At 71.5% G+C, this 23,014-nt stretch carries 13 protein-coding genes; 10 read left to right on the forward strand and 3 right to left on the reverse strand.

Going from position 1 to position 23,014, the window contains the following annotated elements; genetic code table 11:
• The first annotated feature begins 117 nt into the window (after positions 1–117).
• From AC3A46_RS09025 to AC3A46_RS09070, 10 genes are all read left to right on the forward strand, one after another.
• The gene (locus tag AC3A46_RS09025; RefSeq protein WP_487664867.1) at positions 118–2,466 is read left to right on the forward strand and encodes an ATP-binding cassette domain-containing protein; all 2,349 of its coding nucleotides are present in this window, start codon (positions 118–120) and stop codon (positions 2,464–2,466) included.
• Between the two features lie 216 nt (positions 2,467–2,682).
• Positions 2,683–8,736 carry an Ig-like domain-containing protein gene (locus AC3A46_RS09030; protein WP_487664868.1) on the forward strand — a complete coding sequence of 2,018 codons (6,054 nt, stop codon included), beginning with the start codon at positions 2,683–2,685 and terminating at the stop codon, positions 8,734–8,736.
• 49 nt (positions 8,737–8,785) lie between these two features.
• Positions 8,786–9,757 carry an AAA family ATPase gene (locus AC3A46_RS09035; protein ID WP_487664869.1) on the forward strand — a complete coding sequence of 324 codons (972 nt, stop codon included), beginning with the start codon at positions 8,786–8,788 and terminating at the stop codon, positions 9,755–9,757.
• Positions 9,757–11,019 (forward strand): DUF58 domain-containing protein, encoded by a 1,263-nt coding sequence (locus AC3A46_RS09040; RefSeq protein ID WP_487664870.1) that lies wholly within the window; start codon positions 9,757–9,759, stop codon positions 11,017–11,019. Before AC3A46_RS09035 ends, AC3A46_RS09040 begins: the two co-directional genes overlap by 1 nt.
• Positions 11,016–13,550 (forward strand): transglutaminase TgpA family protein, encoded by a 2,535-nt coding sequence (locus tag AC3A46_RS09045; protein WP_487664871.1) that lies wholly within the window; start codon positions 11,016–11,018, stop codon positions 13,548–13,550. The genes AC3A46_RS09040 and AC3A46_RS09045 overlap by 4 nt, the downstream gene beginning before the upstream one ends.
• Positions 13,547–14,803, forward strand: coding sequence for an RDD family protein (locus tag AC3A46_RS09050; RefSeq protein WP_487664872.1), 1,257 nt, complete (start codon positions 13,547–13,549; stop codon positions 14,801–14,803). Before AC3A46_RS09045 ends, AC3A46_RS09050 begins: the two co-directional genes overlap by 4 nt.
• Positions 14,803–15,660, forward strand: coding sequence for a PP2C family protein-serine/threonine phosphatase (locus AC3A46_RS09055; protein ID WP_487664873.1), 858 nt, complete (start codon positions 14,803–14,805; stop codon positions 15,658–15,660). Before AC3A46_RS09050 ends, AC3A46_RS09055 begins: the two co-directional genes overlap by 1 nt.
• A complete protein-coding gene (locus tag AC3A46_RS09060) occupies positions 15,660–17,105 on the forward strand; it encodes an FHA domain-containing protein (protein WP_487664874.1) in 1,446 nt (481 codons plus the stop codon). Before AC3A46_RS09055 ends, AC3A46_RS09060 begins: the two co-directional genes overlap by 1 nt.
• Positions 17,102–18,733, forward strand: coding sequence for a serine/threonine-protein kinase (locus tag AC3A46_RS09065; RefSeq protein WP_487664875.1), 1,632 nt, complete (start codon positions 17,102–17,104; stop codon positions 18,731–18,733). The genes AC3A46_RS09060 and AC3A46_RS09065 overlap by 4 nt, the downstream gene beginning before the upstream one ends.
• Positions 18,721–19,473, forward strand: a complete 753-nt coding sequence (locus AC3A46_RS09070; protein WP_487664876.1) for a hypothetical protein — start codon at positions 18,721–18,723, stop codon at positions 19,471–19,473. Before AC3A46_RS09065 ends, AC3A46_RS09070 begins: the two co-directional genes overlap by 13 nt.
• A gap of 34 nt (positions 19,474–19,507) precedes the next feature.
• Here the strand turns inward: AC3A46_RS09070 and AC3A46_RS09075 are convergent, their stop codons facing one another.
• From AC3A46_RS09075 to AC3A46_RS09085, 3 genes are all read right to left on the reverse strand, one after another.
• Positions 19,508–19,999 carry a dehydrogenase gene (locus AC3A46_RS09075; RefSeq protein WP_487664877.1) on the reverse strand — a complete coding sequence of 164 codons (492 nt, stop codon included), beginning with the start codon at positions 19,997–19,999 and terminating at the stop codon, positions 19,508–19,510.
• A gap of 98 nt (positions 20,000–20,097) precedes the next feature.
• Positions 20,098–21,870: a cation:proton antiporter gene (locus tag AC3A46_RS09080; protein WP_487664878.1), complete on the reverse strand. Its 1,773-nt coding sequence runs from the start codon at positions 21,868–21,870 to the stop codon at positions 20,098–20,100.
• A 54-nt stretch (positions 21,871–21,924) separates the two neighbouring features.
• Positions 21,925–22,947, reverse strand: a complete 1,023-nt coding sequence (locus AC3A46_RS09085; RefSeq protein ID WP_487664879.1) for a malate dehydrogenase — start codon at positions 22,945–22,947, stop codon at positions 21,925–21,927.
• Positions 22,948–23,014: the final 67 nt, after the last annotated feature.

Below are 23,014 nucleotides of genomic sequence, written 5' to 3' on the forward strand. Positions count from 1 at the left end.
GTTGGGGCGCAGATTCTCCGCCCCAACGGAGTTACTGCGCCCCGAACCCCCGAGGTGGTCCGGATCGAGCAGGATTCAGGAAGCGGGGTGTCCGGGTTCCCCGGCATACTCGTCGGCATGGCATCCGAGTCCCACATCGCTGATTCGCACGAGGTCATCCGCGTCGTCGGCGCCCGCGAGAACAACCTCAAGGATGTGTCGGTCGACATCCCGAAGCGGCGGCTCACCGTCTTCACCGGAGTGAGCGGGTCGGGCAAGTCGTCGCTGGTGTTCGGCACCATCGCCAACGAGTCGCAGCGCCTCATCAACGAGACGTACCCGACGTTCGTGCAGCAGTTCATGGGCCAGCTGAGCCGCCCCGAGGTCGACGCGCTCGAGAACGTCAGCCCCGCGATCATCGTCGACCAGGAGCGCATGGGCTCGAACGCGCGGTCCACGGTGGGCACCGCGACCGATGCGCACGCGATGCTGCGGCTGCTGTTCAGCCGCATCGGCGTGCCCCACGTCGGCTCGCCGCAGGCGTTCTCGTTCAACATCCCGTCCGTGTCGGGAGCAGGGGCGATCACCCTCGAGAAGGGCGGCAAGAAGGTCAGAGAGCGCCGCTCGTTCGAGATCACCGGCGGCATGTGCCCACGCTGCGAGGGACTCGGCGAGGTGAGCGACGTCGACCTCGACGAGCTCTACGACAAGACCAAGTCGCTGAAGGACGGCGCCATCCAGGTCCCCGGCTACAACGCCGACGGCTGGATGGTGAAGGCCTTCACCGAGTCCGGCTTCGTGGACCCCGCCAAGCCGATTCAGGACTACACCGAGCAGGAGCGCGCCGACTTCCTCTACAAGGAGCCGACGAAGGTCAAGATCGCCGGCATCAACATGACCTACGAGGGTCTCGTGCCGAAGATCACGAAGTCGATGCTCCAGAAGGACCGCGAGGCGCTGCAGCCCCACATCCGCGCGTTCGTCGACCGCGCCGTGAAGTTCCTGCCCTGCCCCGACTGCGGCGGCACCCGTCTGAACGAGGGTGCACGGTCCTCGAAGATCAACGGGACGAGCATCGCGGATGCCGCGGCCATGCAGATCACGGACCTCGCAGTGTGGCTCGACACGGTGAACGACCCCTCCGTCGCGCCGCTCATGGTGGGCCTGCGCCAGACGATCGCGTCGTTCATCGACATCGGACTCGGCTACCTGTCGCTGGACCGCGCCTCGGGCACGCTCTCGGGCGGCGAGGCGCAGCGCACCAAGATGATCCGGCACCTGGGCTCGGCGCTCACCGACATCAGCTACGTCTTCGACGAGCCCACGGCGGGCCTGCATCCCCACGACATCCAGCGCATGAACCGGCTGCTGAAGCTGCTGCGCGACAAGGGCAACACCGTGCTCGTCGTCGAGCACAAGCCCGAGGTCATCGAGATCGCCGACCACATCGTCGACCTGGGCCCCGGCGCGGGCCGCGCGGGCGGCGAGGTGCAGTACGAGGGGGATGTCGAGGGTCTGCGCACGTCCGGCACCATCACCGGCCGCCATCTCGGCGACCGCGCGCGCCTCAAGGACTCGACGCGGCAGGCGAAAGGCGCGCTCGAGATCCGCGGGGCCACTCAGCACAACCTCAAGAAGGTCGACGTCGACGTGCCGCTCGGCATCCTCACCGTCGTGACCGGCGTCGCAGGATCAGGGAAGTCGTCGCTCATCCATGGCAACGTGCCCGGTTTCGACGACGTCGTGGTCGTCGACCAGTCGCCGATCAAGGGCAACCGTCGGTCGAGCCCGGCGACGTACACCGGCATCCTCGACACGATCCGCTCCGCGTTCGCGAAGGCCAACGGCGTGAAGCCCGCGCTCTTCAGCGCCAACTCCGAGGGCGCCTGCCCCGCGTGCCGCGGCCTCGGCGTGATCATCACGAACCTCGGGTTCACGCAGACGGTCGAGACCCTCTGCGAGCTCTGCGAGGGATCGGGCTTCAGCGACGAGGTGCTCGAGCACACCCTCGACGGCAAGAACATCGCCGAGGTGCTCGCGATGTCGGCGGCCGAGGCATCCGTCTTCTTCTCCAAAGGTCCCGCGCACACGACCCTGATGCGCATGATCGACGTCGGCCTCGGCTACATCACGCTCGGCCAAGCGCTCAACACACTGTCGGGCGGTGAGCGTCAGCGCCTCAAGCTCGCGATCTCGATGGCGAAGAAGGGCGCGATCTACGTGCTCGACGAGCCCACCACGGGGCTGCACCTCGCCGATGTCGAGAACATGCTCGGGATGCTGGACCGCCTCGTCGAAGCCGGCAACAGCGTGATCGTGATCGAGCACCACCAGGCCGTGATGGCGCACGCCGACTGGATCATCGACATCGGCCCGGGGGCCGGACGCGACGGCGGCTCGATCGTGTTCGAAGGCACGCCCGCCGACCTCGTCGCGGATGCCCAGACGCTGACGGCCCAGCATCTGCGGGAGTACGTCGGCGCGTGACCGAAGCCGGCGGACGAGGATGGGTGTTTGTCCCCATCGATCATGTCTGATCAGGTGGAATACGATCTCCGCAGTTGACACTCCCCGTCTCGTCACAGCCGGTGCCGCGGGTTAGGCTGGGGTGTTCCCCCAGGTCTTCTGTGAGCTCGCGACGCCCCTCGCCGGGGTCCCACGCCACGACAAGACGCACGATGCCCCGGAGGAGGCCGACGTCCCATGAGCTCATTCGCCTGGCTTCGCGCGCGCCCGCGCGCCCTGGCGTCGGCGGGCGCGGTGACGGCTGCCGCGGTCACGATCACGACGCTCGCGTTCGTCTACCAGGGCGTTCCCACCACTGAGGTCGACCTCCACGACGGTGGGGTGTGGGTGACGAAGCAGTCGAGCCTGCTGGTCGGTCACTTCAACCACGAGTCGCAGGTGCTCGACGGCGCCTTGCGCACCACGAGCGACGACTACGACATCCTCCAGTCCGGCAGCACCGTGCTCCTCGTGGACGACTCGAGCTCGTCGGTGAGTGTCGTCGATCCCGCGATGGTCGCGCTCTCCGGCGCGGCCGGCGTGCCCGCCGACGCCGACGTGGCGCTCGGCGGCGAGACGGTCGCGATCCTGGACCGCGCCTCCGGCGACCTGTGGGTGGTTCCGAGCGCGAGCGTCGGCTCGTTCCAGATCGAGGGCACCGACCCCACCGCCGGCCTCGGCAAGGGGGCCGATGTCGCGGTCGGTGTCGACGGCGTCGTCTACGCCGTCTCGCCGAAGACCTCCGAGCTGGTGACGATCCGCGTCGGCGCGGACGGCACCCCGGAGGAGCCGGCCCGCTCCGCACTCGACGACCTCGGCGACAGCGCCGAGCTCACGGTGACGGCGGTCGGCGACAAGCCTGCAGTGCTCGACACCGCCACCGGCACGGTGATCGTCGACGGCCGCGCCACCGAGATCGACGGCGGACGCGATGCTGTCCTGCAGCAGCCGTCGGCGGCATCCGATGCTGTCGCGCTCTCCACGGCGTCCGCGTTCGTGCGCGTGCCGTTCGACGGGTCGGAGCCGAAGTCCGTCACGGCCGGTGCCGAGGGCGCGCCGGCGTCGCCGGTGTGGCTCGACGGCTGCGGCTACGCCGCGTGGACGGGGTCCGGACGATTCGTGCGCGACTGCGGCGGCGAGGCCGACGACCTCGCGGCCGACATCGACGGCATCGAGCCGACGTCGCTGCTGAAGTTCCGTGTCAACCGTGACGTGGTCGTGCTCAACGACGTCGTCGGCGGTGCCACGTGGATGGCGGTCGACGAGCTGCAGCGCGTCGACAACTGGGACGAGATGACCCCGCCCGAGGGTGAGACCGAGGACGACGAGCAGACCACCGAGGAGACGACCGAGACGGTCCTCCCCGAGCGCTCCGACATCAACACCCCGCCCGACGCCAACGACGACGATCTGGGCGTGCGCCCGGGCCGCACCACGATCCTCCCCATCCTCGACAACGACAGCGACCCCGACGGCGATGTGCTGACGACGAGCGTGGTCGACGGCGGGCCGTCGGTCGGCGAGATCCAGTCGATCGACAACGGCCGGGCGCTGCAGATCGCCGTTCCCGAGGACGCCCAGGGTTCGACCTCGTTCACCTACGAGGTGTCCGACGGCCGCGGCGGCACCGACACCGCCCGAGTCTCGCTGGCGGTGCACGGCTGGGACGTCAATTCGCCGCCGAAGCAGAACCGCGTGACGACGGTTGCGGTCGAGGCCGGCGGCACCATCACGTACAACGTGCTGCCGGACTGGATCGACCCCGACGGGGACGACGTGTTCCTCGGCTCCGTCCAGCCTGCGGAGGGCGATGAGGCCGACTTCACGTCCGACGGCCGCATCACCTATCGGGCCGTCGGAGGCACGCAGGGCCGCAAGGACGTCGAGATCACCGTGTCGGACGGCTCCGACGTCACCGTCGGCACGGTCCGCTTCGACGTGCGTCCCGTCGGTTCGATCGACCCCGTGACGAACGCCGACTACATCGCCGTGCGAACCGGGCAGACGGCCACCGTCTCCCCCCTCGCCAACGATGTGGGCGCGGGGCGCGAGCCGCTGCGCCTGGCACGGGTCGACCCGGTCTCGGGTGCCGACATCGTGCCCGACTACTCCAACAAGACCTTCACGTTCCGCTCGGCGACGCCCGGCACGTACTACGTCCAGTACATGGTGGCGGCGGGCGCTTCCGGAGTCCCCGGCATCGTCCGCGTCGACGTCATCCCCGAGGGCGAGACCGACCTGCCCCCGGTCGCCGTGCGCGACGTCGCGTTGCTGCCGAGCGGTGGCGAGGTCCTGGTGAACGTGCTCACCAACGACTCGGACCCCTCCGGTGGCATCCTCGTGGTGCAGTCGGTCACCGTCGAGCCCAACTCGGGCGTCGCGGTGGCCGTGCTCAACCACGAGACCCTCCGCATCAGCGACCAGGCGGCGCTGTCGGAGCAGGTGCGCATCTCGTACCGCATCTCCAACGGCTCGCAGTCGGCCGAGGGCGACGTCATCGTCATCCCCATCCCGGCCCCGGCGCAGCTGCGCCCGCCGGTCGCCAACGACGACCAGGTCGTCGTGCGCGCCGGCGACGTCGTGACGATCCCGGTCCTCGACAACGACTACCACCCGAACGGCGACACGATCCACGTCGCGCCCGATCTCGTGCCGCCGCTCATCGAACCCGAAGACGGCGAGATCTTCGTCTCGCAGGACACTGTGCGCTTCCGAGCCTCCGACGAGCCGGGGACGTTCTACGCGACCTACGAGGCTGTCGACAGCACCGGCCAGAAGGACGCCGGGTACATCACCATCCAGGTGCTCCCGGTGAATGCCGAGACCAACGCCGCTCCCCGGCCGCGCGACATCACCGCGCGCGTCCTGGCCGGCAGCCGTGTCCGGGTCGCGGTGCCGTTGGACGGCATCGACTCCGACGGCGATTCCGTCGAGCTCGTCGGGCTCGCCTCCTCGCCCGGCAAGGGGCGGATCACCGAGACCGGCCCCGATCACCTCGTCTACGAGGCGTTCGACGACACGGCCGGCGTCGACACCTTCACCTACCGTGTGCGCGACCGCCTCGGCGCCGAGGCCACCGCGACCATCCGCATCGGCGTCGCGCCGGCGGAGGGCGTGAACCAGGCGCCCTACGCCGTCAAGGACTCCGTGATCATGCGCCCCGGCCGCTCGGTCGCGGTGCCCGTGCTCGCCAACGACTCCGACCCCGACGGCGACGAGTTCGGCATCGTGAAGAACGGCCTCATCCTGCCCGATGTGGCGGGCCTGAAGGCGAAGGTGGACGGCAACCGCGTCGTCGTCACGTCGCCGTCGCAGCCCGTCGAGACCTCGCTGCAGTACACGATCCGCGACGCGCGTGGTGCCGAGGCGAAGGCCGTCCTGCAGATCACCGTCGCCGAGGACGTGCCGCTGCAGAAGCCGATCGCGCGCGACGACTACGTGCGTGCGGCCGATGTCGAGGACGGCGTCGTCGACATCGAGGTGCTCGCGAACGATGAGGACCCCGACGGCACGGTGGACGACCTCGAGCTGAAGGTCGCCGACACGAACTCGCGGGTCCTCGCGGACGGCAAGGTGCGGGTCACGCTCGGCGACGCGGGCCGGCTCGTGACCTACACGATCACGGATCGCGATGGGAACGAGGCATCCGCGTTCATTCATGTCCCGTCGCTGTCCTCGCTGCCTCCGACTCTCGTGTCGACGGAGCCGGTCGAGGTCAAGAGCGGCGAGACGGTCGAGCTGGCGCTCTCGAAGTACGTGCGTGCGGCGGGCGGCGGCAAGGTCGTCATCACCGAGGCCGCGAAGGTCACCGCCGCCCACAACGACGGCTCGTCGCTCATCAAGGACCAGACGACCCTCGTCTACACGTCCGCCGCCGGCTACTTCGGCCCCGACGCCATCACCTTCGAGGTGACGGACGGCACCGGGCCGGATGACCCCGAAGGCCGCAAGGCGACCCTGACCCTGCCGATCACCGTGCTGCCGCCCGAGAACCAGCAGCCGACGTTCGTGAACGGGCAGATGGACGTCGCCCCCGGCGAGGATGCGACGACCCTCGACCTCGGGGGGCTCACGACCGACCCCGATCCCGAGGACGCGGGCCGCATCGAGTACCAGATCGTAGGCGGGTCGCCCGAGGGCATGACGGCGTCGATCGAGGGCGACGAGCTGCTCGTCGGCGCGGCAGCGGACACGAAGAAGGGCACGGCGGGGACGATCCGTCTGCGCATCACCGACGGCACCACGGAGCCCATCGAGGGCACGGTGAACGTCCGGGTCATCGCATCGACGCGTGAGCTGCCCACCGCCAACGACGACATCGTCGAGGAGGCGCATCAGGGCAAGACCGTGACGGTGCCCGTGCTCGCCAACGATGTGAACCCGTTCCCCGATAAGCCGCTCGAGGTGACCACGGCGATCATGGAGACAGGGCAGGGTGATGTCACCGTCTCCGGCGACAAGGTCGACGTCACGCCCGACGCGAAGTTCTTCGGGACCATGGTCGTCCGCTACCGCGTGCAGGACGCCACCGGCGACCCGGATCGCGAGGTCGAAGGAAGGATCCGCCTCACTGTGCAGGGCAAGCCCGATGCGCCCGGCACCCCGGTGGTCTCGAGCGTGCAGGACCGCACGGTCGTGCTCTCGTGGACGCCGCCGGCGAACAACGGCGCCGAGATCGAGCGGTACCTCGTCTCGTCGACCGCGGGCAACTACGAGAAGGAGTGCCTCGCGACCACCTGCACGCTCGACGGGCTGACCAACAACGTCGAGTACAACTTCACCGTCGTCGCGGAGAACCGCGTCGGTGCGTCCGACCCGTCCGCGCCGTCCGAGACGGCTCGTCCGGATGCGCGTCCTGACACCCCGGCCGCGCCGAGCCTCGTGTTCGGCGACCGGAGCCTCAACGTGTCGTGGGTGACGCCGACCACGCCGGGTTCGCCGGTGGAGAAGTACACCCTCGAGATCTCGCCCGCCCCGCCGTCGGGCATTTCGCAGAAGACCGACGTGGTCGGCAACTCGATCGTGTGGGACGGACTGCAGAACGGCGTCGCGTACCAGGTCCGCGTGCAGGCGCACAACCGTGCCCCTGAGCCTTCGAGCTGGAGCACGTGGTCGGTGAGCGAGATCCCGGCTCGGGCGCCCGATGCGCCCGCGGCGCCGACGACGGCGCGTCTTCAGCCGGTCGGTTCTCAGGCGCAGATGCAGGTGTCATGGAGCGCCCCCGCCGACAACGGCGACGCGATCTCGGGTTACCAACTCGACGTCCTCCGCGGATCGGCGCTGGTGAACTCGATTCCGGTCTCCGCAGGACAGACCAGCCAGGCCGTCGTGGTCGATACGTCGACGACGGACTACACCTTCCGTGTTCGCGCGCAGAACAAGGCGGGATGGGGCCAGTTCAGTCCCAACTCGCCTCCGCAGCGCGCCTTCACGGCGCCCGGCGCCCCGACGAACGTCACGGCAAAGGAGGGCGACCGCTCCCTGACCGTCACCTACCAGCCGGGCCCGCTGAACGGCGCAAATCCCAGTGAGGTCGCTTACCAGGCGTCGGTGAACAACGGCAACTGGCAGGCACTGGCCGGAAACGGTGTCATCGGCGGGTTGGCCAACGGCACGGACTATTCGGTTCGCGTCCGCGCGGTATCCACTGTCAGCGGTGCGAGCGAGCCCGGCGCGGCCTCGGCGCCGTCGAACACCGTCCGGCCGTACGGTCCGGTGCGCAACCCCTCCGTCTCGGCCAGCGCCAACGGCACGAACATCACGTTCAGCTGGAGCGCGCCGAGCGAGAACGGGCGAAGGATCACGCAGGTGCAGATCCGCATCGACGGCGGCGGCTGGCAGAACGTGGCCAACAGCGGTTCGCGCACGAACAGCTACGGCTACAGCGAGCGCCACACCATCGAGGCGCGTGCGCAGGATGCCGAGGGCCAGTGGAGCGGCATCGCTTCGGACGCGGCGACGACCATGGCCAAACCCCAGCCGTCGGCACAGACCGTCAAGGGCGCGTCGGGGAGCTGGAGCGACTGCAACTCGGCGTCGTGCGCCTACATGGCGATCACGGTGAAGAACTTCCCCGCCGGCAACTACCGCCTGACCTGTCACGACAACGGCGGCTCGTGGGGCGGCGGCAGCACGACGTGGGTTCCCGAGAACGGCACCGTCCGGGCCAACTGCTACTACGGCTACCCCGGCGGCCGCGCCTGGGTGACCATCGAGGGCTGGGGCAACGCCGACGCGATGAACTGGTACTGACCCGGCACAGCCGACGAGCAAAGACACGCGACGAGAGAACGAGACGAACATGACGATGACCCCCGAACAGGCGGCCTGGTTCCAGGGCACCTTCGCGCGACTGGTCGACAACGTCGACCAGGCCCTCATGGGCAAGCGTGAGGTCGTGGCGCTGGTGCTCTCGGCGATGCTCGCCGAAGGCCACGTGCTGTTGGAGGATGCTCCGGGCACGGGCAAGACGAGCCTCGCCAAGGCGCTCGCGGCCACGGTGCAGGGCACGAGCAGCCGCATCCAGTTCACGCCCGACCTGCTGCCGTCCGACGTGACCGGCGTCACGATCTACGACCAGGCCTCGCACCGCTTCGAGTTCCACCGCGGTCCGGTCTTCGCCTCGATCGTCCTCGCGGACGAGATCAACCGCGCCTCGCCGAAGACCCAGTCGGCGCTGCTGGAGGTCATGGAGGAATCGCGGATCACGGTCGACGGCGTCACTCACGACGTCGGCCGCCCGTTCCTCGTGATCGCGACGCAGAACCCCATCGAGCAGGCGGGCACCTACAAGCTGCCCGAGGCGCAGCTCGACCGCTTCCTCGTGAAGACCTCGATCGGCTACCCCGACCTCGCGGTGGCCGAGCGCATCCTCGCGGGCGCGGCCGACCGCAACCCGTCGGCGCACCTGCCGGCGATCATCACGACCGGCGCGGTCGCCGACATGGCCGACCTCGCCGGCACCGTGCACGTCGACCCTGCCGTGCTGCGCTACACCGCGCAGCTCGCCGAGGCCACCCGCGACGACCCCGCCACGCGCGTCGGCGTCTCGGTGCGCGGCTCGCTCGCGATGATCCGCGTCGCCAAGGTCTACGCGGCCGCACAAGGACGCCACTTCGTGCTGCCCGACGACGTCAAGGCGCTCGTGGCGCCGGTGTGGACGCACCGTCTCGTGCTCGACCCCGAGGCCGAGTTCGCCGGCACCTCGGCCGAGATCGTCATCGGGCGCGTCCTCGAGTCGATCGCCGCACCGCAGGCGAGGTCCGCGGCCTGATGACGACGGAAGCACTCGGGCAGCCGGCGGCCACTCAGGACCGCCGCGCCTGGTACGGGCAGCTGATGCTCGGCGCGCTGCGGCGCGCCGGCGTCGTGCTCGGCCGCGTGTTCGGGGTCGTGCGCCCCGTCGCCTGGGTGCTCATCGCCGGTGCGCTCACGTTGTGGATCGCCGGTCAGTCGCTCGGCTGGTGGGAGCTCACCGTCGCCGCGATCTCGATCACCGTCGTGCTGGCGCTCTGCCTGCTGTTCCTCATCGGCCGCACGGCCTACGACGTGTCGCTCGACCTCAACCGCACGCGCGTCGTGGTGGGGGAGCGTGCTGTCGGTGCGCTGACGCTCGCCAACACCGGCTCGCGCGCGATCCTCCCCTCGCGGGTGCTGCTGCCGGTCGGAGGCGGCCGCGGCGTCTTCGACGTGAACCGGCTGGCCGCCGGCGAATCCGCCGAGGAGCTCTTCGCCATCCCGACGTCGCGACGCGCGGTCGTCAAGGTCGGCCCGGTGAGCGTCGTGCGCGGCGATCCGCTCGGCCTCTTCGAGCGCGTGCACCGTCGCGACGAGCCGGTCGACCTGTTCGTGCACCCGCGCACGGTGCTGTTCGACGGGCAGTCGCTCGGGTTCCTCCGCGACCTCGAGGGCCTTCCCGCCACCGACCTGTCGCCGGACGACGTCTCGTTCCACGCGCTGCGCGAGTACCAGCCCGGCGACGACCTCCGCCACGTGCACTGGAAGTCGACCGCGCGCACCGGCCACATGATGGTGCGCCAGTACGAGGAGACCCGACGCTCACACTTCGTGATCGGCCTGTCGACGAGCCCCGGCGACTACCGTGACGACGACGAGTTCGAGCTCGCGATCTCGGCAGCGGGCTCTCTGGGCCTGCGCGCCCTGCGCGACTCGCAGCGCGTCGAGGTGCGGGTGCAGGAGCGCGCGCTGCCGGCCGGCACGGGCAAGCAGTTCCTCGACTCGCTCTCGGCGCTCGGGCATTCGAAGCCGAAGGCGGGCTCCGTCGTCGAGCTCGCCGGCGTCGTCGCCGCGACGCTGCCCCTCGCGAGCGTGGTCGTGCTGGTGTGCGGCAGCAAGGTCGATTCCAACGATCTGCGCACCGCGTGCAGTCGCCTGCCGTTCGGCGCGCGCGTGCTCGCCGTGGTCGCGTCGCCCGGTGACTCCGCGCCGTCGCTGCGGAGGATCGGCGACGCGGATGTCGTGACCCTCGGCGCGCTCGACCAGCTCCCGAACGCGCTGCGGAAGGTGCTCGCATGAGCGCGCCCGTCACGCCGCTTCCGACGCGTGCCGAGCCCGCCGCGCCCGCGCGGGTCGCAGCATCCCACCCGCGCGTTCCGCGCACGGACGCGCTCCCGACCCGCCGGTGGATCCTCGACCTCGGCGCCGTCGCCCTGCTGCTGCTGATCCCGATCGTCGGATTCGCGCCGACGTTCGACGGCGCGAGCTACCTCGTCGCCGCGCTCGGCGGACTCGTGCTCGGCATGGGGCTGGGCGTGCTCGGACGGCTGTTCCGCTGGGGGATCCTGCTGCTGACGGCAGCTGTGATCGCCGTCTACTTCCTCTTCGGCGGGGCGCTGGCGCTGCCGCACACGACGGTCGTGGGCGTCATCCCCACCCTCGAGACGCTGCGACAGCTCGCGCTCGGCGTGGTCATGTCGTGGAAGCAGCTCCTCACCACCATCGCTCCGGTGGCTACCGACGACGGCCACCTGATCGTGCCGTTCATCCTGTCGCTCGTCGCGGCGGTGCTGACGACGTCCCTCGCGCTGCGGCTGCGCAGCGCCGGCTGGGCACTGATCCCTGCGGCTGCGTTCCTCGCCATCGAGATCGCGCTCGGCACGTCCGAGCCGTTCGTGCCCGTCGTGCAGGGCATCGCGTTCGGGCTCGCCGGCGTGGTGTGGCTGTCGCTGCGCCAGGCGTGGCAGCCGCAGGCGGCCGCGATCCCGGTCGGCGAGGGGTCCGCCAAGTCGGGCGCCGGCGTGCGTCGCGTGCTGATGGGCGCCGCCGTCGTCGCGATCGCCGCCGTCGTCGGCGTCGCGACCAGCGGGTTCGCGGCACCGTCGTCACCGCGATACGTGCTGCGCGACATCGTGATCCCGCCGTTCGACATCCGCGAGTTCGCGAGCCCGCTGCAGTCGTTCCGCGCCTATGTGCGCGACCACCCCGACGACCCCCTCTTCACGGTGAGCGGCCTGCCCGAGGGGGCCCGCATGCGCCTGGCGACGATGGATGCCTACAACGGCACCGTGTACAACGTGTCGGACGACGGCAGCGGTTCGTCCAGCGCCTTCGCGCCCGCCCGCACCAACATGTCGGCCGACGCCGAGGGCACCCCCGCGACGGTGCACGTCGAGATCGGGGAGCTCGAGAGCGTGTGGATGCCGGACGCCGGTGCCGTCCGCAGCGTCACGTTCGACGGCGACCGCGCCGACGACCTCCGCCGCACCGCGCACTACAACGAGGCGACCGCGACGGGTGTCGTCACCTCGGGCCTCGAGAAGGGCGACGCGTACACGCTCGACGCCGTGATCCCCGAGGTGCCGAGCGACGAGGCGCTCGCGGACCAGAGCTTCGCGCCGCTCAAGATGCCCAAGCAGGTCGGCGTTCCCGAGGCGCTGGCCGACATCGCATCGAAGGCCGTCGCCGAGGCCGAGACGCCCGTCGAGCAGGTGCGCGCGCTGCAGCAGATGCTGTCGGAGGGCGGATACTTCAGCCACGGTCTCGCCGGCCAGCCCCTCTCGCGCGCCGGCCACGGCGCCGAGCGCATCGCGACGCTGCTCGGCTCGGAGCAGATGGTGGGCGACGACGAGCAGTACGCGACGGCGATGGCCCTGCTCGCCGGACAGGTCGGCATCCCGGCGCGCGTCGTGATGGGGTTCTACCCCGACGAGGACGCCGCCGGCGAGCCCGTCTACACCGCGACGGGCGAGACGCTGCACGCGTGGGTCGAGGTCGCGTTCGACGGCGCCGGATGGGTGCCGTTCGATCCGACGCCTCCCGAGGACCAGGTCCCGAGCGACCAGACGACCAAGCCCAAGGCCGACCCCAAGCCGCAGGTGCTGCAGCCGCCGCCCCCTCCCGCGGAGCCCGTCGACCTGCCGCCGACCGTCGCCGACGACCGCGGCTCGGAAGACGAGGACGCCTTCGACGCGGCCCTGCTGTGGACGATCGTGTCGATCGGCGCGGGCCTGGTGGGCCTGCTCGCGGTGCTGCTCGCGCCGTTCATCGTGATCGGAGCCCTCAAGGCCACGCGACGCCGCAAGCGCCGTGACGCGGAGCGCGCGTCGGACCGCATCAGCGGCGGGTGGGACGAGCTCGTGGATCGCGCCTCGGACTTCGGGGCGCCGGTGCGCCCCGGTGCCACCCGCCAGGAGGACGCCGGCGTGCTCACCGCCGCGTTCGCAGAGCCGCGGGTCGCGACCCTGGCCTCGCGCGCCGACCTCGAGGTGTTCGGTCCGACCGAGCCGTCGCCCGACGACATCGCGGCGTTCTGGACAGAGGTCGACGAGATCGTCGGGGGCATGGGGAAGGGTCGCTCGGTGTGGCAGCGTCTCGGCGCGAGGCTCAGCATCCGTACACTCCTCGAAGGCACGCGATTCGCCCTGCCCGCACGCCCGGCACGGGCCCCACGCACGACGCCGGCGGCGACGCCGGACGCCGTCGCCGCCGCGCAGCCCGACGCGCCGGACGCCGTCTCGGCCCCGCCGTCGACCCGGCGCTCGCGCCGCGGCAGCAAGACCCGGAGCGCACCCGAGCGCTCCACCCACCCCCCACAGGAGAACGAATGACCGTGAGCCCGCCAGGCGCCGCCCCCGCGGCGACCATCGGACGCCGTGTGGGGGCGTTCGCGATCGACATCGGCGTCGCCTGGGTGATCGGCGCCGTGCTGGTCGGCATCGTCGTGGGCATCATCTTCGGAGCGGGTCCCGCCGGGGGCCGCGACGGCCTGGCGGTCATGATCCTCATCGGCTACGCCGGCATCGGCCTCCTGATGTTCGTCTGGTGGCTCGTCTACTCGGCGATGCAGGGCAGCGGCGGCGGGTCGATCGGGCAGCGCATCCTCGGGCTGCGCCTGCATGACGCCTCTTCGGCCGCCCCGATCGGGTTCTGGCGCGCGATCCTCCGCAACCTCGTGTTCAGCCTCGCCGCGTCGATCGTGGTCGGCTGCTTCACGCCCCTCTTCGACGCGAGCGGCCGCCGTCAGGGCTGGCACGACATGGCATCGCGCGCGGTGGTCGTCGACATCCGGAAGGCGGATGCTGCGCCCTCGGCCGCCGCCGCCGTCGCCACCGCGAACCCTTACCTGCCGCATCCGACGGGCGCTGCACCGGTGCCGCCGGTGCCGCCGCTGCGGCCCGCGGCCCCCGTGCGGGCACCGGGATCCACGGCCGCCCCCGTGGGGGCCCCGCTCGCGACGCGGCCGGCTCCTCCGGTGCCGACCGGTGTGATCGCCGACGTCCCGTGGATCACGCACGAGCCTCTCGGCACGCGAGCGCCCGAGCCCTTCCCCCGCGTGACGATGCCGTTCCCGGCCGCGACGACGACCGAGCCGCTCGGCGCCATCGCCACCATCGCTCCTGCGACCGCCGCCAGCATCGCGCCTGCCGCAGCGCCCGCGTTCGCCGCATCCCTGGTCCCGGCGTCCGTGGAAGAGGACGTCGAGTCCACGCGCATCGTCGTGCCGCCGCCCGCCCAGCGGGCCGCGCTGTACGACGGCGCTCCGGTGCTCGCGGTGCTGACGTGGGATGACGGCACGCGCATGGCCGTGTACGGGCGCACCCTCTACGGCCGCAACCCCGCGAGCGAGGACGGCGCGGTCGCGATCCCCGTGCGTGACGAGACGCTGTCGCTGTCGAAGACGCACTTCGAGGTCGGCGGCGACACCGCCGGCGCGTGGATCGCCGACCGCCACTCGACCAACGGCACGACGCTCGTCCGCGACGGCGGACGGATTCCGCTCACGCCGGGTGTCCGCACGAACCTGCGCGACGGCGACGCACTCGAGTTCGGCGACCGGCGCGTGACGGTGGGGCTCGCATGATGACCGGGAGCACCCCGCCCATCGCGGTCGCGTTCGGGGCGTCGACGGACGCGGGCCTGCGCCGCCGCATCAACGAGGACTCGCACCTCGCGGTGTCGCCGCTGTTCCTCGTGGCCGACGGAATGGGCGGTCACAACGCGGGCGAGATCGCCAGCGCGACAGTGATCCAGGAGTTCTCGGGCCTCACCGGTCGCGAGAGCCTGACCATCGACGACGTGCAGGCCGCCGTCGCCGGCGCGCGCCGCCGCGTCGCGGCGCTGCCGGCCGGGGCCGGTGCGGGTGCCGGCACGACGCTCGCGGGCGTGGTCATCGCCGATGTCGACGGCGAGGGCTACTGGCTCGCGATCAACCTGGGCGATTCGCGCACCTACCGTCTCAGCGAGGGCCATTTCGAGCAGGTGAGCGTCGACCACTCGGTCGTGCAGGAGCTCGTCGACAGCGGGCAGCTCGCCGCCGACGCCGCACAGCGCGATTCCCGCCGCAACGTGATCACGCGCGCGATCGGGGCGGGCAGCGACGCCGAGCCCGACTACTGGCTCATCCCGGCCGAGGACGGCGACCGCATCCTGGTCTGCTCCGACGGACTCTCGGGCGAGCTCGAGCAGGACGCGATCCACGGCATCCTCCTCGCCGAGGCCGACCCGCAGGCGGCCGCGACCCGGCTCGTGCACGAGGCGATGGTGCGCGGCGGCCGCGACAACATCACGGCGATCGTCGTGGACGCCCTCGCGGTGCGCACGCGCACGAGCCGCGCGGGCGAGCGCGACACGGTGCCGGTGAACGCCGCCGACACCGCCGACGACGTCGACATCGACGGCGACACGCTGCCCCGCGCGGTGTTCGCGGGAGGATTCTGATGCCCACGCTCTACGCTCCGGGAACCACACCGGTCGCCGTCACGCCGCGCGGATTCGCCGCGCTCGAGCCTGGCGCCTCGGCGTCGCTGCTCACCCGCATCCGGTCGGTGCTCGCCGACGGCCGGGGCCTCGGCGGCGTCCTCGAAGCGCTCACCGGCGCGTACGGTGCGTCTCTCACCGCGATCCCCGCGTTCGCGGTGGCGCTCGCCGACGACGACGGGGTCCGCGTCGCCGTGCGCGGCGACTTCGCGTTCGACGTCGACGGCGCCGCGTCCGAGCGCGTGTCGGGCGCGGGCGTCACGACGTGGACCGAGCGCGTCATCCCGGGTGCGGTGCGCGTCGCGCTCGCGACGCCCGGGTCCGAGGCACCGGCCGAGTTCGAGATCGCCGACGGCATCGTGCTGGCGAGCCGGATCGAATGGGATGCCGCACCGGTAGCTGCGACGTCGGCTGCCGGTAGCGTTCCGGCCGGGGCCGCACTCGCCGAGGTCGCTCCCGCCGGGGCTGCTCCCGCCGGGGCTGTTCCCGGCGAGGTCGCTCCCGGCGACGCTGCGCCCGGTGCTCGCCGGCTTCCGGTGCCGGCCGGTCTGAACCGCTCCCTCGTCGCCGAGACACGTGTCGGTGACGGCGACACACCGGAGACGGATGCCTCGGCCCCGCATGTCGGGCAACCGGCCCGTGTTTCGGCAGCGCCGATGACGCCGGGTGAGCCGGGCGAGCCGGGGGCGCTCATCGACTCGAGCGCGGTCCCATCGGTCACCGACGGCGAGACGCTGCTTCCCCTGGACTCCGCCCTCGCCCCGCCCGTCGGGGCCTCCGCCATCGCGACCCCGGCCGCCGAAGCGGACGTCACCTCGACCACCGGCTTCGACGACCTCTGGGGAGCGACGGTGATCCGCTCTGCCGACGGCGACCGCGCGGCCGAGGGCGAGGACGAAGACCGCGCCTCCGCCGAGGCTCCCGCGCCCGCCGGCGACCACGACGGCGCGACGATCTCGCTGGCCCAGGCCCGTGCGCTGCGTGAAGCGGCGGGGACCGGGGCCGCAGCATCCGGGTTCCCCATCGATTCGACCCCCGCGCCGCTCGCGCCGCCGCGCCCGCCCGCCCCGGGACGCATCAGGGTGTCGACGGGGCAGGTGGTCTCACTCGACCGCACCGTCGTGGTCGGCCGGCGTCCGCGCTCGACGCGCGTGAGCGGCACCGACCTGCCCCACCTGGTGGCCGTCGACAGTCCGCAGCAGGACATCTCGCGCAGCCACGTCGAACTGCGCGTCGAGGGCGAGAGCATCGTCGCGACCGACCTGCGCACCACGAACGGCACGACGCTGCTGCGCCAGGGCGCCGACCCCGTGCGGCTGCACCCGGGGGAGAGCACGGTCGTGATCCCCGGCGATGTGCTGGACCTCGGCGACGGCATCACCGTCGCGATCGAGGGGCTGTCGTGAGCGCCAAGCGCGCGCCCATGGCGCCGCCGGATCTTCCCGGCTTCACCTACGTCGACCTGCTCGGCTCGGGCGGCTTCGCCGACGTGTTCCTGTACGAGCAGCAGCTGCCGAAACGCCGGGTCGCGGTCAAGGTGCTGCTCACGGATCGCATGTCGAGCGGCTCGGTCGAGGAGTTCACCGCCGAGGCGAATGTCATGGCGATGCTGTCGACGCACCCGGCGATCGTCACGATCTACCAGGCCGGCGCCGCGAAGGACGGCCGCCCCTACCTCGTGATGGAGTACTGCCCGCGGCCGAACCTGCAGGTGCGGTACCGCCGCGAGCCCTTCTCGATCGCTGAGTCGCTGCGCGTGGGCGTGCAGGTGGCGGCCGCCGTAGAGACGGCGCACCGCGCGGGCGTGCTGCACCGCGACATCAAGCCCGCGAACATCCTCGTCACCGAGTACAACCGCCCGGCCCTCACCGACTTCGGCATCGCATCGACCACGAACGCGGCCGCCGAGTCGGCGGGCCTGTCGATCCCGTGGTCGCCGCCGGAGTCGTTCGCCGACGTGCCCCGCAGCGACCCTCGCTCCGATGTGTACGCGCTGGGGGCGACCGTCTACACGCTCCTGGCCGGGCGCTCGCCCTTCGAGCTGCCGGGTCAGCGCAACGGCGCGGCCGAGCTCATCCACCGCATCGAGACGCTGCCGCTTCCCGCGCTCGGTCGCGCCGACGTGCCGGTGTCGTTGCGACGCGTCCTCGAGCGTGCGATGGCGAAGGCGCCCGCCGACCGTTACGAGAGCGCGCTCGCTCTCGCGCGGGCGCTGCAGACGGTGCAGATCGAGCTGTCGCACTCGGTCACCCCGATCGACATCCTCGACGACCACATCCCGGAGGACATCGAGGAGGACGAGGACGACGGCCTCACCCGTGTCCGCGGCGTCGTCAGCATCAACCCCGAGACGACCCCCGCGGCGGGCATGACCCGCCCGTCGGCGGTCACGGCGCCGAGCGCCGCCGCCGTCGCGCCGCGGTTCGACCCCACGCCCGTCGAGGCCGAGACCGAGACCGTCGCCCGCCGGGGCGCCGCGCCCCCGCCGTCGGCGTACGAGCAGACGGTCCGGCGCGATCAGGTCGGCCTGCCGGTGTCGCTCGACGAGACGATCCTCCGCGCTCCCGCCTTCGACGCGCCCCCTCCCGAGGAGAGGGATGCCGCGCCCCCGCGTCGCCGTCGCACGGGACTCTGGATCGGGCTCGGCGCCGCCGCGCTCGTGATCGTCGCGATCATCGTCGGGGTGTCGCTGCCGGGCATCCTGTCGGGCACCGCCCAGGAGCAGCCGGAGCCGAGCGAGTCGTCGAAGCCGCAGGATGTGGTTGCGTCCACCGTGCCGGCCGTCACCGCCGTCGTCGGTGCGCCGGTCGACGGCGGCGTGACGTTCACGTGGACGAACCCCGACCCCCAGGACGGAGACTTCTACATCGTCGAGGCTGTCTCGCTGGCCGACAGCACGGGCGAGGCCGAGCCGGTCGAGGTTCCCGAGATCACCGTTCCGGCCGCGGCGACGGGGCCGACCTGTGTCGACGTCACGCTGGTGCGCGCCAACGGGCAGCAGCAGACCGACCCGACCCGGGGGTGCACGCCGTGACAGCCGCAGAGGTCGACGAGCTCAGGGTCGAGTTCGCGGGCGAGGAGTTCTCCGTCGAACCCGGCACCGTGTTCACGGTGGGCCGCGAGGGCGACCTCGCGATCGACGACAATCTGTTCCTGCACCGCAACTTCCTCACGATCCAGCACGTCGAAGGGCTCTGGCTGCTCTCGAACGTCGGCTCGCGCCTGTCGGCGACGGTGACCGATGCGGGCGGGAGGGTGCAGGCCTGGCTCGCACCGGGTGCACGGCTGCCGCTCGTCTTCGCCGCGACATCCGTCATCTTCAGTGCTGGCCCGACGACGTACGAGCTCACCATCCACGCGGCCGAGCCGGCCTTCCGCGACACGCAGCCGGCCGCCGACGACGACGGCCTCTCGACGATCGGCGAGGTGCCGCTGACGCACAGTCAGCGCGTCATGATCCTCGCGCTCGCCGAACCCGTGCTGCGGCGCGACGGCACCGGCATGAGCGAACTGCCGACGTCGGCGCAGGCCGCCGAACGGCTCGGCTGGACGCTCACGCGCTTCAACCGCAAGCTCGACAACGTGTGCGACAAGCTCGATCGGGCCGGCGTGCCCGGCATGCGCGGCGGCGTCCGCTCGTACGCCACGAACCGCCGCGTGCGGCTCGTGGAGCACGCGATCGCGGCACGCCTCGTCACACGCGACGACCTCCCCCTTCTGGATGTCGAGCGCGAGAGCTCGCTGCGCGGTGGGGCGGAAGCGGACGAGGCCTGAATCGCGACGTCGTCGGCTGACGGGGCGAGGCGGGTCAGCGCCCGGCGTCGTACAGGTGGCGCCCGCCGTGGCTCACGACCTTCACCACCACACCGCGGCGGTGCAGCTCCGCGACGGTGCGGGTCTCCTCGTCGATGTCACGGCCGAGGGCGTGCACGTTCGCGACCACGAGCACGTCGCCCCGCACCAGCGTGCCGAACAGGCGGACGAGCCGGTCCTCCCAGGACTCGAGGGTCTCGGGAGCCGGGTGGCGGAAGCCTTCGATGGGCACGCCGAAGCGCGTGAGGTCGCCCCGCTGCTCGACGACGGACGGCATGTCGTCGCGTGAGATCACGAGCCCGACGAGACGTGAGCCTGCGGGCTGGGCGAGCCACCAGTTGCGGTTCTGCTGCAGCTCGGTGAAGCACTTGGGGCACTCGGCCGCCTGGTGCGGCAGATGCAGCGGCGCGGTGTCGGCAGCGACCGACCCCGGAGCCGCCGCCGCGTGCGTGTGCGCGGCATCCGGCGTCTTCGTCGTCTCGCTCATGTGAGGCCCCCTCGCTCGATCCCCATTCTCTCACCCGGCTTCCCGGTCGTTGAGCGAGCTTGCGAGTCGAAACGCGTGAGCGCGGCGCAGGTCTGCGCTCAGTCCCCTTCGTCGTCGAGGCGCAGCTCGAGGCTGAGCTGGTCGGCGTCGAGCTCGGCGAGCGCGTGCCGCAGGGCGGGCGTCGAGTACTCGCCGCCCGACGACAGCTCGTTCAGGCGCCCGCGCATCGCCTCGATCATCGCGAGCCGCAGCTCCAGCAGGTCGCGGGTCGGGAGCCCGTCGGCGTCGTCGGGCGGGTCGACCATGCGGCTGCCGATCCGTTCGACGAGCTCCTCGTCGAACGCCGACCCGTCGCGGCGGCGCAGCGCGGGGCTCGACAGCGCGTCGATCGCGGCGTCGCGCAGCTCGTCGTCGAGGGCCGACTGCTCGGCCTTGTCGAGGCTGTCGTCTCCCGGCCGTTCGAGTCGCAGCGCCCTGACGAGCCAGGGCAGCGTGAAGCCCTGCAGCATGAGGCTGCCCACGGCGACCGCGAACGCGATGAACACCAGCAGCGCCCGGTCGTCGGTGACGTCGCTCGAGATCGTCTGGGCCGCCGCGAGCGTCACCACGCCGCGCATGCCGGCCCACACGATGATCGCGCCGTGCTTCCAGCCGAGCGGCGACGCCTGGTAGTAGTCGAGGTCGCTGAGCGCTCGCGAGACGCGAGACCGCATCGAGGAGAGACGCCGCTGCGCACGCGGGTCGTCGAAGGAGGCCTCGCCGCGACGGCTGCGATATCGCGGGTCCGGCACGACCGAGCCGTCGGCGATCTGGTCGAGCCGGGTGTTCATGGCCTCGAGGCGCGTGCGCTGCCGCCCGCGGGCGCGGCGGCTCTGCAGCCACACCAGGAGCGAGACGTACCCGGCGCGCGCCGCGATGATGATCGCCAGCGCGCCGAGCGCGATCGCGAGGCCGGTCCCGAGACCGTTGTGCTGCTCGACGTTCTGCTCGACGATGTCGCTGAGCTCGAGGCCCATGACGAGGAACACCGCGCCCTCGAGCACGAGTTCGATGGTGTGCCAGTTGTGCTCATCCGATCGTCGCTGCTCGGGCGTGAACCACCGGGCCGCACCCTGGCCGGTCACGATGCCCGCGACGACAGCTGCAACGAGGCCGGAGCCGCCGAGCTCCTCGGTCGGGATGTACGCGATGAAGGGCACCACGAAGCCGATCGCGGTGTTCGCCGCGGAGTTCTTGATGAGCGACCGCAGCCGCAGGTTGAGCCACCCGACGATCGCCCCGACCACGACCGCGACGACGACCCCCCACGCGAACGCCGGCAGGAAGCCGAACCCGATGCGGGTGTCGCCGGTGACGCTGGCCGCGAGTCCGACCGAGGCGATCATGGTCCGCAGCAGCACCAGTGCCGTCGCGTCGTTGAGCAGGCTCTCGCCCTCGAGCATCGTCACCACGCGGCGCGACACACCCAGGCGTTTGACGATCGAGGTGGCCACGGCATCCGTGGGACTGAGGATCGCCCCGAGCGCGACAGCGATGGCCGGATGGATGCCGGGGATCACGGCCATGAAGAAGAACCCGAGCAGCACGGAGCTCAGGATGACGAGCAGGAACGACAGGCCCGCGATCGGTCCGAAGTCACGGCGGAACTCGATCGCGGGGAGCGAGACGGCCGCCGAGTAGAGCAGCGGCGGCAGCACGCCGACGAGGATGAACTCGGGGTTGATCTCGGGGATCTCGAGGAACGGCAGCAGGCTCACCGCGCCGCCGACGAGCACGAGGATCAGCGGCCCCGCGATCCCGAGCTTGGGCGCGACCGCCGTCGCGAGGGCGATCACCACGATCGCGAGGATGACGACGATCAGGGCTTCCACGACTCAGAGCCTATTGCCGGGCCCGTTCCGGTCTCCGGCGAACCGTCGATCGCGTCAGAGCACGCCGAGCGCCCGGACCGCGTCGCGCTCCGCGGCGAGTTCGTCGACGGATGCCGCGACCCTGGCGCGTGCGCGGTCGTCGAGGTCGAGTCCCTCGACGACGCGATAGCCGTCGTCGTGGCCGCGTGAGGTGACGGGGAACGAGCACACCAGTCCCTCGGGCACCCCGTACTCGCCGCGTGAGACGACCGCCGCCGAGGTCATGCCGCGGCGGGTGCCGAGCTGCTCGTCGCGCACGTGATCGATGGCGGCGTTCGCCGCGGACGCGACCGACGACGAGCCGCGCACCTCGATGATCTCGGCTCCTCGCTTCGCCACCCGCGGGATGAAGACGTCGTCGAGCCACGCCGTCGCTGCGGCCTCGCCGCCGAGGCGATCGGCCAGCGCCTCGACCACCGGCATCCCGTCGGGCAGGATCGCGTGCGACACATCGGGGAACTGGGTCGCCGAGTGGTTCCCCCAGATCACGACGTCGGCGATGTCGCCCGGAGCGACGCCGAGCGCCTCGGCGAGCTGGCCGACGGCGCGGTTGTGGTCCAGGCGCGTGAGGGCGGTGAAGCGCTCGGACGGGATGTCGGGCGACGCGGATGCTGCGGCGATGAGCGCGTTCGTGTTCGCGGGGTTGCCCACCACGACGACGCGCACGCCGTCGTCGGCGACCGCGCCGATCGCGTCGCCCTGCGGCCCGAAGATGCCGGCGTTCGCCGCGAGCAGGTCGCCGCGCTCCATGCCCGCCGTCCGCGGCCGCGCGCCGACGAGCATCGCGATGCGGGTGCCGTCGAAGGCTGTGAGCGGGTCGTCGGTGACGTCGACGTCGGTCAGGAGCGGGAACGCGCAGTCCTGCAGCTCGAGCGCCGCACCCTCGGCCGCGCGCATGCCCTGGGGGATCTCGAGCAGGCGCAGCCGAACCGGACGATCCGGGCCGAGCATGTCGCCCGCAGCGATGCGGAACATCAGCGCGTAGCCGATCTGGCCGCCGCCGCCGGTGATGGTCACGGTCGTGGGTTCGCTCGCCATGCTCCCGAGCCTAGACCGCAGGCATTGTACTCATTCCTGCTGATTAGGGAATGGTTCCTGCTCTGGG

The organism is Microbacterium sp. Soil_C_42, from assembly GCF_057656735.1.

Bases quoted from the DNA above. Each gene is read 5' to 3' on its own strand.
- AC3A46_RS09025 (WP_487664867.1), top strand. From the start codon at position 118: ATGGCATCCGAGTCCCACATCGCTGATTCGCACGAGGTCATCCGCGTC.
- AC3A46_RS09030 (WP_487664868.1), top strand. From the start codon at position 2,683: ATGAGCTCATTCGCCTGGCTTCGCGCGCGCCCGCGCGCCCTGGCGTCG.
- AC3A46_RS09035 (WP_487664869.1), top strand. From the start codon at position 8,786: ATGACGATGACCCCCGAACAGGCGGCCTGGTTCCAGGGCACCTTCGCG.
- AC3A46_RS09040 (WP_487664870.1), top strand. From the start codon at position 9,757: ATGACGACGGAAGCACTCGGGCAGCCGGCGGCCACTCAGGACCGCCGC.
- AC3A46_RS09045 (WP_487664871.1), top strand. From the start codon at position 11,016: ATGAGCGCGCCCGTCACGCCGCTTCCGACGCGTGCCGAGCCCGCCGCG.
- AC3A46_RS09050 (WP_487664872.1), top strand. From the start codon at position 13,547: ATGACCGTGAGCCCGCCAGGCGCCGCCCCCGCGGCGACCATCGGACGC.
- AC3A46_RS09055 (WP_487664873.1), top strand. From the start codon at position 14,803: ATGACCGGGAGCACCCCGCCCATCGCGGTCGCGTTCGGGGCGTCGACG.
- AC3A46_RS09060 (WP_487664874.1), top strand. From the start codon at position 15,660: ATGCCCACGCTCTACGCTCCGGGAACCACACCGGTCGCCGTCACGCCG.
- AC3A46_RS09075 (WP_487664877.1), bottom strand. From the start codon at position 19,999: ATGAGCGAGACGACGAAGACGCCGGATGCCGCGCACACGCACGCGGCG.
- AC3A46_RS09085 (WP_487664879.1), bottom strand. From the start codon at position 22,947: ATGGCGAGCGAACCCACGACCGTGACCATCACCGGCGGCGGCGGCCAG.